The organism is Collinsella sp. AM41-2BH (genome assembly GCF_003468085.1).
Classification (GTDB): domain Bacteria; phylum Actinomycetota; class Coriobacteriia; order Coriobacteriales; family Coriobacteriaceae; genus Collinsella.
The window spans coordinates 1-11,162 of the sequence record NZ_QSGH01000031.1 but is presented as its reverse complement, the minus strand read 5'-3'; the positions used below and the strand labels follow the sequence as shown (position 1 = coordinate 11,162).

The 11,162-nt window shown below is 59.1% G+C and carries 9 protein-coding genes and 1 other RNA gene; 2 read left to right on the top strand and 8 right to left on the bottom strand.

What is annotated here, in order from left to right; all coding sequences use genetic code 11:
• Positions 1–235: 235 nt before the first annotated feature.
• Positions 236–1,123, top strand: a complete 888-nt coding sequence (locus DW899_RS10140; RefSeq protein WP_233539967.1) for a class I SAM-dependent methyltransferase — start codon at positions 236–238, stop codon at positions 1,121–1,123.
• Positions 1,124–1,281: 158 nt separating this feature from the next.
• Positions 1,282–1,581, top strand: coding sequence for a YhbY family RNA-binding protein (locus DW899_RS10135; protein ID WP_006234690.1), 300 nt, complete (start codon positions 1,282–1,284; stop codon positions 1,579–1,581).
• A gap of 69 nt (positions 1,582–1,650) precedes the next feature.
• Here DW899_RS10135 and DW899_RS10130 read toward each other — a convergent pair whose 3' ends face one another.
• From DW899_RS10130 to ssrA, 8 genes are all read right to left on the bottom strand, one after another.
• Positions 1,651–4,650, bottom strand: a complete 3,000-nt coding sequence (locus DW899_RS10130) for a BTAD domain-containing putative transcriptional regulator (RefSeq protein WP_117765291.1) — start codon at positions 4,648–4,650, stop codon at positions 1,651–1,653.
• 448 nt (positions 4,651–5,098) lie between these two features.
• A complete protein-coding gene (gene nagB / locus DW899_RS10125; protein WP_055251013.1) occupies positions 5,099–5,827 on the bottom strand; it encodes a glucosamine-6-phosphate deaminase in 729 nt (242 codons plus the stop codon).
• A gap of 272 nt (positions 5,828–6,099) precedes the next feature.
• Positions 6,100–6,597 carry a PTS glucose transporter subunit IIA gene (locus tag DW899_RS10120; protein ID WP_117628895.1) on the bottom strand — a complete coding sequence of 166 codons (498 nt, stop codon included), beginning with the start codon at positions 6,595–6,597 and terminating at the stop codon, positions 6,100–6,102.
• A 71-nt stretch (positions 6,598–6,668) separates the two neighbouring features.
• On the bottom strand, positions 6,669–8,006 hold the full coding sequence (glmM, locus tag DW899_RS10115; RefSeq protein ID WP_117800986.1) for a phosphoglucosamine mutase: 1,338 nt from the start codon (positions 8,004–8,006) through the stop codon (positions 6,669–6,671).
• Between the two features lie 123 nt (positions 8,007–8,129).
• Positions 8,130–8,525, bottom strand: a complete 396-nt coding sequence (rpsI, locus tag DW899_RS10110) for a 30S ribosomal protein S9 (RefSeq protein ID WP_022094634.1) — start codon at positions 8,523–8,525, stop codon at positions 8,130–8,132.
• Between the two features lie 2 nt (positions 8,526–8,527).
• Positions 8,528–8,971 (bottom strand): 50S ribosomal protein L13, encoded by a 444-nt coding sequence (gene rplM / locus DW899_RS10105; RefSeq protein WP_022094635.1) that lies wholly within the window; start codon positions 8,969–8,971, stop codon positions 8,528–8,530.
• A gap of 193 nt (positions 8,972–9,164) precedes the next feature.
• On the bottom strand, positions 9,165–10,043 hold the full coding sequence (locus DW899_RS10100; protein WP_117800983.1) for a patatin family protein: 879 nt from the start codon (positions 10,041–10,043) through the stop codon (positions 9,165–9,167).
• A gap of 553 nt (positions 10,044–10,596) precedes the next feature.
• Positions 10,597–10,960: a transfer-messenger RNA gene (gene ssrA / locus DW899_RS10095) on the bottom strand.
• Positions 10,961–11,162: the final 202 nt, after the last annotated feature.

Sequence of the window (11,162 nt, the reverse complement as noted above, 5' to 3'; positions counted from 1 at the left end):
AAGTGCTCTCCGGCTCGTGCGGAACTCGCGATCGACCTTATATGTCTGCCGCCCGGCGGCGGGGCTCCCGCACATCTCAACCTTGGCTGGGTTCTGGCTCAGTGGCAGTCGCTTCGCTTCTGCCCGCCTTGGTTGGTGTGGCGGTTTGGCGTTGGAACGGTTCTTTTTCTGATATATGCTGGTTGCGGCTCTTCTTTTGGGAGGAGTCGCTTTTTTGTTGCTAGGAGGTTGGCCCGTGGCTGATGGGGAGAATCGTTCTGAGCTGCTTTCCACAGATTGGAATCTGGAGTGGATGCAGATGCAGGCTGATCGGCGGCGGGCTGATGATTCTTTTGAATGGGATAAGCGGGCTCGACATTTTCGGCCGCTTGAGACTGCTCCGTATGCCCGGGACTTTATGAAGCTATTGGCGTTAAAGCCTGGTGAATCGGTGCTCGATATGGGGTGTGGAGCTGGGTCGATTGCTATTCCGCTTGCTCAGGCTGGACATCCTGTGATTGCTGCTGACTTTTCCCCTGCCATGTTGGGCACGCTTGATGCTGGCATTGAGTACCATGGGCTCGAGAATCGCATTACACCGCTTGAGCTTGCTTGGGATGATGATTGGGATTTGGTTGGACCGGTCGCGAAAACGGTGGATGTTGCCTTTGCCAGTCGGTCGGTTACGACGACCGATCTAAAAGGTGCGCTTGCCAAGCTCGACCGTACGGCTCGTCGGCGTTGTGCTGTCACGATGGTCGCCAACTCCAGCCCGCGCTATGATCTGCACTTGATGAACGCTATCGGCGCCTCGGTTACCTGCAGCAATGGCTTTGTGTACGCCTTCAACATCCTCATTCAGATGGGTTCGTTGCCGCAGGTTACATACTTTGAATCGCCTCGTCGCGATACCTTCGACAGCCTTGAGGCAGGCGTGGCGGATTTTTCCCGTATGCTCGAGCATGGCAACGAGGATAAGATTGACTGCCTGCGCGACTACATCGCTCAACACATGATTGAGAACCCCCATGCCGGTGAGCCGGGCTCCAAGGGCGTGCCGCAGGGGCGCTATATGCTCGATCATGTCCGCAAGGTTCGCTGGGCGTTTATTGCATGGGAACCGGTCTCTGAATCCCGCTCGTAGCCCGTTCACAGCCCGAGCTGCCCATCACCTCGGCATCCGCATTCTTTGCGAACTGGGCAAACGCGCCCCACACCGCGCCGTTCCTGCGCTATCGTGGGACAGCTCACGTAGATTAAGGCCCCGTCGCGGGGCGCCCCATACATAGAAAGCGAGAACCCATGGCACTGACAGGAGCCCAGGTCAAGCAGCTTCGCAGCATGGCCCATCACCTCAACCCCGCCATCATCATCGGTAAGTCCGATGTCAACGAGGGCACCGTCGAGCAGACGGTCGCCTACCTGGAGAAGCACGAGCTCGTTAAGTGCTCCGTGCTCGATGGCTCCAGTCTTTCCGCCCGCGAGGCCGCCGAAGAGCTCGCTGAGCGTTGCCACGCCGAGGTCGTCCAGGTCATCGGCCGCAAGTTCTCGCTGTATCGCGAGTCCTCGCGCAAGGACATCGAGAAGATCAAGCTCGTCTAAGAGCCAATGATCCGGCGAGCCAACACATAGCAAGCTTACGGGTGCCCAAGTACTTCGGGCGCCCGTTTTTTATCGCTCGACCAGCACGCGATTGAGCCGCCCCTCCACCAAGCGCTCGTATAGATGCCGCGTCTCGGGCTCGGGCACGCCATTGACCTGTTCCCTCAGATGGTGCATATGCCCGCTGTACAGCTCGACGATATCGCGCCGCCGCCCCGCCGCACTGTAGACGCGCATGGCACAGCGCACCATATCCTCGCGCGCCGTTTCCTGCCGAAGCCCCGACTCCGCCAGCCAAATCGCCGACTGCAGATCGTTTTCTTCTAGAGCGGCATTTGCTCCCTTAATCATGCAATCGATGAACTTTGACTGCATAATGCGTCGCATACGCAAAAAGTAGGTGGGGTTACAGCCATTGGGAACATACAGCGGCCCGGCATAAAGCTGCTCAATCTTAAGGCACAGCTCAACTAAATGGGGCCCGCGCGCACCCGTGCGATTTCCCAAAACCTCGCGGCTTATCTGGTCAAACAGCCGTACATCGGTCTTGACGTAGTCGCCGTTGAGTCCGATGCATTCATTTTGGATGAGCACACACGACTTGCCATCCGGCGTCGGTCCCAAAGCCGACCGCAAGCGCGATATCGTCGAGTACAGGTTGTTGCGGGCGCTATTGAACTCGGCATGGGGCCACAACTCCATGGCCAGCGTCTCACGATCGACGAGCGCATCCATGCCCAGCGCAAGCCGCTCGGCAAGTGTCGCCGCCTTCTTGCGGCGCCACATTTTGTCCGTGATGGGAAACCCGTCGCGCTCGGCGCGAAACGCACCAAACATGCGAATCTCGATATGGTCAATGGTATCAACGGCTTCAACCTCGCCGGCCTGGAACAGGCGCTCGCCCTCCCCTTCCAAATCGTCGCGCAGCGAGTACCGCGACAGCTCGCGCACGGGAAGCTTCTTGCGAATCCTGGTCGCCGGCTCGCCCAGACAATGCATGGCAAGGCGCGCAAAGAGCCGATACGATGGCTCCAGAATCCCCGCACGATTCATGGACATCCAGGCCGCAAGATCGCTGTCTCGGCCCGCACAGGCCAAATGCAGCGCCACCATCCAGGCCTCCGCTCCACCAACCTGCGTCTGGCTTATATCGAGCAACTCCGCTTCCTCACGCACCGAAACCATCGAGGTGTTACGCAGATACGCCGCGCGCTCCAGCAGCAATGCGTTATCGCGCATGTACGCAATCGACTCCTCGGCAAGTTTGAGCACTTGGACCGCACGGAACTTTGCATTAACCGGCCGTCCCTCTGCCAGCGACTGCCAGCCTTCTAGCAACAGGCCAAACAGCTGAATCTGATTATCGCGCATGCGCACGGCAAAACGATCGAGCTCGTTGAATGCCGCGTCGTCGGTTACCGGCAAGCCGGAAAGGAGCCGCCGTGCCGCCAACACCATGCGCACCCAGATAGCCATCGCCTTGAGCCCACGTACGTCGAGCGCCTCCCGCACCACCGTCATCTCGTCGTCGCGCTCGTCGGTTCCCGCAAATGACCCGTCAAAAAGCTCCACCAGCATGCTGTCGGCCCGTATAACAATCCCCGCGATGTCGAGCTCGCAGTCGTAGGCCTTGCTCGTTTTGAGCTGCTGTAGAACGCCGCCGTCATCTCCCCGCTCGGTCAGGCAGCGCTTGACCTCGATATGCGCGGACAACATATCGAGTGCGGTATGGGATGTCTCGATTTCTGGCACGGTCAGGTTCGTAGGAAGCCCAAGCCCGTTGTCCCCATAGCAAACAGCCGTCAGTGTCTGGGCCACCCTCCATGAAACAGGGTCTATTTCGCAGGCCGCCCGTTCGCCCCCGCGCTCGATGACCGATGCCATATAGCGAGCGAGCTTTGTATTGGACACGCTGACCGCTGCCAAATACACGCCGAGCGCCTCGGCAGGCGTTGGCTCTGGAGCCGGATCCTCGGCATCGATCGTGCCCAGCGCTGCTCGGCAGATATCGGCCCCGTGCCCCGTCAGAGCCAGATCGACCCCATACTGCCCAGCAAGTTCAAGGACCGCATCACGGTCCAAAAAGGCGTCCGCCAGGCCCATCGCCGCATCGCATCGGCCCGCCTTAAGCAAAATCCGGGCCGCCCTCGGAACAAGTTCGGGGCGAACCTCGGCCACCAACTTACGCAAGCGCAAGCGTCCGTTATCCTCCGTGCCCAGACACGTAAAACTCCGCTCGGCGGGGTCCAAGCCAAAGATCGGGTAGTCGCGTACGAAGTAGGACTGGTCGACCATCGATAGCCTCACCCCGCAAGCCTCGAGTTCTGCGATATTGCCCTCGCCCATCAAAATCATGAGACATGCCACGCAAAACAGTGCATTATTGTCGAGCGAAGCCAGGTCGACAAGTGCCGCGCCATATACGTTGACAATCTCGTTTTCGAGCAGACCGGCTACGTCGCCTTGGCCATACAGACCCGTCTGCAATGCCGAAACGAGCTCGGGCACGCCCTGCGTGAGCTGATAAAAGTCGAGCGATGTGCTGATCGAAAACGCCGATGCCCACGCCGAATACTCATAGGCATGCACCTTGAGCATCTGCGCATTGATCTTAACCGAATCGCCCAGCCCATGAATCAGTTGACGATTTGAAGGACGGCAGGAGATAAAGACCCCCACCCCCATAGCGCGCAGGCCGCGAATCCTGTCGATGAGGTCTTCGGTATCGTGCTGATCGAGGTTTGGCACATTATCAATCGCGATAAGGGAGTGCGGTTTGTCTTTGAGTTCTTCGGTAACCACCTCGAGCTGCATAAACACCTCGCGCCCAGTGGCGCGATCGGCCTCGATAATCCGCACGGGGCCTCGCGTCGGGTCGCATTTAACCTCATGGGTGTACTGCAGCAGCACCGAGGTCTTCCCAAACCCGTCGGGCGCATAAAGAACCACGATGCCGGCCTTTCGGCCCTTGGCGAGAAGCTCATTCATCAAGCGTTCGCGTCGCACCATATAGCCACCGCCCAGCGGCATCAGCTCGAGGTCGTCCATACTGCCCAAATCGTTTACCATGCCCGCTCCTCAACTCGACCGTATGGACACTGTAACCGCAAGACCATACAAGCCGCGCTATGAATAGAGCGACCTTGTGTTCTAGGTTGTCTTTTGGTACGCAAGCGGCAAGTTTTTGTACAGCGAGGGCCGATTGTTATTAATCCCCCGACTAATCGGTCTTTAAGCAGGTAAATGAGCTTGTCAGCTTGTCCCATCTAAGCGGCAGTGTAACGCAAATGAACAAGGTTCAGCTATGTCATTCAACTCGCCTAGCACCCGCTACCGTCTACGACCTTTTAGTGGCATTTTTGCATAGAATCTGGTATGGAATGAATCAAGCTGTTGGGCATCCGGCATTCGTCAAGCTTGCGGCAAGATTTTGGTCAAGCGGGCGGAGAGGGATAACAAAAAGGCCCCCGCAAAGCGGAGGCCTTAGGCAAGGCTATGTCGAGATGCAGGATTCGCGCTACTCGCAGAGCGAAAGGGCGGCCTCGTCGGCAACGACAACGCAGTTGGTGTGCAGCTGCAGGATCGAAGCCGGGCACGCGGGCGTAACCGGACCATAGCACATGTCATGCACGGCCTGAGCCTTGGCCTCGCCGTTGGCGACGACTAGGATCATGCGGGCATACATGATGGTCTGGGTACCCATGGTGTAGGCCTGACGGGGAACATCGTCGATGCTGTCGAACAGGCGGCTGTTGGCCTGAATGGTGCTCTCGGTGAGGTCGACGCAGTGCGTGCCCTTGGAGAAGTGGTCATCGGGCTCGTTGAAACCGATGTGGCCGTTGTTGCCAATGCCGAGCAGCTGCAGATCCGGGTAACCGGCGGCGGCGACGATCTTGTCGTACTCAGAGCAGGCAGCGGCGGCGTCGGGGTTGGAACCGTCGGGCACATGCGTGTTGTTCAGGTCGATGTTGATGTGATCGAAGAAGTTCTCACGCATGAAGTAGTGATAGCTCTGGGGATCGTCGTGCGAAAGGCCGCGATACTCGTCCAGGTTGTAGGTGCTGACCTCGGCAAAGTCGACGTCGCCCTTCTCGTACCAAGCAGCGAGCTGCTTGTAGGCACCGATCGGGGTGGAGCCGGTGGCAAGACCCAGCACGCAATCGGGCTTGAGGATAACCTGCGCCGAGATGATATTGGCGGCCTTGCGGCTCATATCCTCGTAGTCTTTAGCTTTAATGATCTTCATTACGCGTCCTTTCTCGTACAAGAGAGGCAAGGCTCCCCTTACAAGCACTTGCCCGCGGCCCGCGTCGGCCGCAACCAACGTGTGCGGCCACCAGGGCGAGGTCGCGTAATGTATGTGTCTCGTGTCTAGCCGCGTCGAGGCCCCTGCCCGTCCACGGTGACCCAAAGCCGTTTAGCTTCGGACAAATCCCATCTTGCCACGGAGGGCGCCCTCTTTCAAGGGCGCCCTCCATAAACGTGTTTGAATTGTAGGCTAATGGCCACGTGCACTTGCTAGCGCTCCCGAGCAACGATGAGCTGGTCCATCTCTTCGACATGCACGCCAACGGAGCCCTTGATACTCGAGAACTCAACGGAGTTGCACACCAAGATGGGAACCGTCACATCGTAGCCCTCGGCAGCAATTGCCTCGCGATCGAACTCGATGAGCACGTCGCCCTTATGGACGACATCGCCCACCTGTGCATGCACGCTAAAATGCTTGCCCTCAAGCTGAACAGTGTCCAAACCAACGTGGATGAGCACGTCTAGGCCATCGACCGTGTTGAGCGCAACGGCGTGACCCGTGGGAAAAATGGCCTCGACCTTGGCGTCTGCCGGCGCAATCACACGCGTGCCGGTAGGCTGAATCGCCACGCCCTGGCCCAAAAGGCCGGTAGCAAATGTCTGGTCATTGACCTCGGACAACGGAATGACGTCGCCCGAGATGGGAGCATCCAGCGTAAGAACTCGTCCACGCATACCAAAAGACCTTAGGACTTTAGTGAACATGCTCCCCCTCGGACATACCAATCAATCAAAATAGCTTTAACAGTTTACCACTTGGCACCCGTTTTTGACCATTAGGGAAGTTCGCGCTTGACAACCTCGACGATGTCGTCGACAACACGCTGGGTCAGCTCGTGCGTCTCGGCCTCGGCCATAACGCGGACCAGCGGCTCGGTACCGCTCGGGCGCACCAGAATGCGGCCGCGGCCGTCAAGCTCCTTCTCGGCGGCAGCGACGGCGTCCCAAATGGGCTGGCAATCGTCCAGGCCGGCCTTGTTGTCGGAATGCACGTTGACGAGTACCTGCGGGTACTTCTTCATGATGCCGGCAAGATCGGTGAGGGTACGACCGGTGCGCTTGAGCACGGCCAGCAGCTGCAGAGCCGTCACCAGGCCGTCACCGGTGGTGTTGTGCTCCAGGAAGATGATGTGGCCGGACTGTTCGCCGCCGATGACGGCGCCATCCGCGAGCATGCGCTCCAAAACGTAGCGGTCACCCACGGCGGTCTGAACCATCTCGAAGCCCTGCTCCTTCATAGCGATGGAGAAGCCAAGGTTGCACATGACGGTCGAGACGATCTCGGAGTTGGCGAGCTTGCCGCGAGCGGCAAGGTCAGAACCGCAGATGGCCAGGATGTAGTCGCCATCGATCTCGTTGCCCTCGCTGTCCACGAACAGCACGCGATCGGCGTCGCCGTCGTGGGCCAGGCCGATGTCAGCATGGGTGCGCAGCACGAGCTCGCGCAGGGGCTCAAGGTGAGTGGAGCCGCACTCAACGTTAATGTCAGTGCCGCAGTAATCGGTGTTGATGGCATGGACCGTGGCGCCCAGGCGCTGCAGCGCGGCGGGCGTGGTCTGGCAAGAAGCGCCATGACCGCAGTCGACGGCAACGACTAGGCCATCGAGCTTAAGGCCGTCGAGCGTGCTGATGGCATGATCGACATAGGCCTTGCGGGCGTCTTTCATCTTGATGATGTGACCCACACCGGCACCGGTCGGCAGCGTGTCGGCAGCCATGGCCCCCTCCGACATGACCCAGGCGCTGATCTCTTCCTCGACAGCATCGGGAAGCTTCATGCCCTTGCGACTAAAGAACTTGATGCCGTTGAACTCCGGCGGATTGTGTGAAGCGGAGATGACGATGCCACCGTCGAGCTCATTTTGGACGGTGAGCAGCGCCACGGCCGGCGTAGGGATAACGCCGCAGCAGTGCGGACGGCCGCCCTCGGCCATGATGCCGGCGGTCAGAGCGCTCTCGAGCATGGTGCCCGAAAGACGCGTGTCGCGGCCGACGCAGATATCCGGACCAAGGAACTTGGTCGCCGCGCGGCCCAGGCGAAACGCGAGGTCGCACGAGAGGTCGGCATTGGCGACGCCACGGACGCCGTCGGTACCGAAGATGTTCTGGGGCATAGGATCGCTCCTTCCCTAGCAGGCGATATGCAACCGCCCACCCTAGTCGAAAATGAAAAGCGGGACCCGCCGAGGAATCGGCAGGCCCCGCTTGTACATTGTATCTCGTAAGGAGATAAAACCTTAGCGCTTGGAGAACTGGGGAGCGCGGCGGGCCTTCTTGAGGCCGTACTTCTTGCGCTCGACCACGCGAGCATCGCGCGTAAGGAAACCGGCCTTCTTGAGGTCAGCACGGTAGTCGCCAGCGTTCAGAAGAGCGCGAGCGATGCCCAGGCGCAGAGCGCCGGACTGACCGGAGATGCCGCCGCCATCGCACAGAGCGATAACGTCGAACTGACCGGCGGTGTCGGTCACCTTGAAGGGAGCAAGGGCGTTCTCAACGAGCTGATGACGGCCGAAATACTGCTCGGCGTCACGCTTGTTGATGGTCACCTTGCCGGTGCCGGGGACGAGACGGACGCGGGCGACGGCGTTCTTACGACGGCCGGTACCCTGGTAGACAACGGTGTTCTCAGCCATCTTTAAGCCTCCAGCTCAATCTTCGTGGGGTTCTGGGCAGCATGCGGATGCTCGGCACCAGCGTAGACCTTAAGCTTGGTCATCTGGGCACGGCCGAGGGTGGTCTTGGGCAGCATACCGCGAACGGCGCGCTCGATGACCTTCTCCGGGTGCTTCTCCATAGCCTGGCGGAAGCTCTCAGCCTTGAGGCCGCCGTTGTAGCCGCTGTGGCGATAATAGGTCTTCGTGTCGGCCTTGTTACCGGTAAGCTGGACCTTATCGGCGTTGATGACGACAACGAAGTCGCCGCAGTCACTGTTGGGCGTGAACTGGGGCTTGTTCTTACCGCGCAGGATCATTGCGATCTGGGTGGCAAGACGGCCCAGGACAGCACCATCGGCGTCGACGAGAACCCAGTTGCGCTGGACCTCGCCCTGCTTGGCGTAGTGAGTCGATTTCGAAATCACTTAGACTCCTCCATGTACAGTACGTGTTGTTACAGAGATTCACGGGGCTCTGCAAGTAACCCGTCCATATTACCCCGCTCGCCGTACGAGTCAACAGGTATTTTGGCTCCGACCAGAGTTTCTGCACATGTCATCCACGAGCCGTGATTTTCCAACTCTTTAGCTGTTGTCATTTTTTGAGGGTTCGCCGTCGCTAGCGCTCAACGAACTCTTGGATTTCCGCGAGCAGGCGCTTTGCCTCCTGACGGCCCTGGATATACAGGTCCAAAAGCTTTGCCGGATCGTGCTCGACATGGCCGACCTCGACCGGCTTTTGCGGAGCGACGACCAACGCACGGCCCTCGCGCTCATACTTCCACAGGTGCATGCGCTGTATGTTGTAACGGTCGTGGCGCGTCTCGATAGCCTCGAGCAGGTAGGGGTAGTCGGCATAGCGGGCGCGCGCGGCAGGCATAAACTCGTAGGGCTTTTTCTCGTACGAGCGGTCCTGCGTGACAATGACAACCGCGCGCTCGAAGCCGTCCTCCTCGAGCACATGCTCGATAGGAACCGAATCGGCCACGCCGCCGTCGACGTATTTGTGCCCATCGATCTCGACCGGCGGCGTCACCAGCGGCAGCGACGTCGAGGCGCGCACGGCATCGAGGTCGAGCACGGCGCTTTTGACCGGCAGGTATGCAGCGGTTCCAAAGAGCATGTCCGTCGCGACGGCGTACATCTTGGTGGGGCTCGCGTCGAACGCTTCGTTGTCAAAGGGATCCAGGCGGTCCTGGACATCGTTGAAGATAAAATCGTAACCCACGATGGAGCCCGTGGACGCAAACGATGCGGCGCCCATGAAGCGGTTGTCATTGCAGAAAGCCAGGTTGATGCGGTTGGCACGGCCGATCTGATGCGACTTGTAGTTCACGCCGTTGAGGGCGCCGGCCGATACGCCATATACCGCCGGAATCTCGACGCCGGCCTCCATGAGAACGTCGAGTACGCCTGCGGTAAATTGCCCGCGGAAGCTGCCGCCCTCCAAAACGAGCGCGACCTTGCCGGCGTTCTTTGCCTTATCTTCTGCAGTCATATTGACCTCCTGCGATTGCGTTTTGGCTTTCTTCTACCCAGTTTTGGAATGGAGGGCGCATAGGTTTTGGAGTTGAGAATATGGAGCGGAAAGCGTGTCCCAGTTTGAGGCGGGGTTCCGGGATGAACTTTCCGCTTGGACCGCCGTTGGGAAAGCGTGTCCCGTTCTGAGCGCGGATTCCGGGATGGATTTTCCGCCTGGGCCGCCGTTAGGAAAGCGCGTCCCACCCTACGTTGCCGTAGCGTTTGCTTAACGCCCGCGCCCTGCACAGAGTTCGATTCTCCGCGGGTTTGGGGTTCCGTTGATGCGGCGCATGGCCGGCTGAGATTCGATAACATCGCATCCATATTGGGCTGATAGTTTGCGCGGAGAATCCGCGTATTTGCTTCGCAAATCCGCGCCGGCTTCGGCCGGCTGCCGCCGCCCTCGCCCGCGGGCTACAAACGCTTCGCGTTTGCTTAACGCCCGCGCCCTGCATAGAGTTCGATTCTCCGCGGTATCCATATGTAATAAAAAGGCAGGTAGAGACACTTCTCTACCTGCCTGTTACGTATGGTGGAGGCGCGGAGAATCGAACTCCGGTCCACGAAAGCCCCCTGATTGGCATCTCCAAGCTCAGTCGCTGGTTTTGTCTCGGACGCTTTGCGCGCAGCGACACGCTCGCGGCGTCCTAACCGGTTCGGTCTTAGCCTGCGCCATACCGATTACGTGCGCAGGAGCATTCCCCTAAAATGACGTCGCGCCGGTGTCGGGGAAATCACCGGGTTGACGCGCCGCTATAAACTAAGCAGCGAGAGCCATAGGCTCAAAAGAAGAGTTGTTGTCAATTCAATTTGACGGTACCCCTGTTTAACGAGGCGAGGAGACCTCGGCTTGCTTCCTCTCTCAGAGCTATCGTGTCGAAACCAGTCGCCCCCGAATGTTGGGAAAGTCTGGATGGTATCGGGCCTGCAAACACCCGATAACCGTCGACTTTTCAAGGAACATACGGGGCGAGCCCCGCTTGTGGAGTGTTATCTTACCACGTTCTGAAAGCGGACAGCTGTTCTATGCACGAGCTGTGAAGACCTCAATGTGCGCCCTTGATTATCAACTTTATCCGAACACCTCCCACATTCA

Coding starts and splice junctions, on each gene's coding strand:
- DW899_RS10130 (WP_117765291.1), bottom strand. CDS start 4,650: ATGGTAAACGATTTGGGCAGTATGGACGACCTCGAGCTGATGCCGCTG.
- DW899_RS10135 (WP_006234690.1), top strand. CDS start 1,282: ATGGCACTGACAGGAGCCCAGGTCAAGCAGCTTCGCAGCATGGCCCAT.
- glmM (WP_117800986.1), bottom strand. CDS start 8,006: ATGCCCCAGAACATCTTCGGTACCGACGGCGTCCGTGGCGTCGCCAAT.
- rpsI (WP_022094634.1), bottom strand. CDS start 8,525: ATGGCTGAGAACACCGTTGTCTACCAGGGTACCGGCCGTCGTAAGAAC.
- DW899_RS10120 (WP_117628895.1), bottom strand. CDS start 6,597: ATGTTCACTAAAGTCCTAAGGTCTTTTGGTATGCGTGGACGAGTTCTT.
- DW899_RS10100 (WP_117800983.1), bottom strand. CDS start 10,043: ATGACTGCAGAAGATAAGGCAAAGAACGCCGGCAAGGTCGCGCTCGTT.
- nagB (WP_055251013.1), bottom strand. CDS start 5,827: ATGAAGATCATTAAAGCTAAAGACTACGAGGATATGAGCCGCAAGGCC.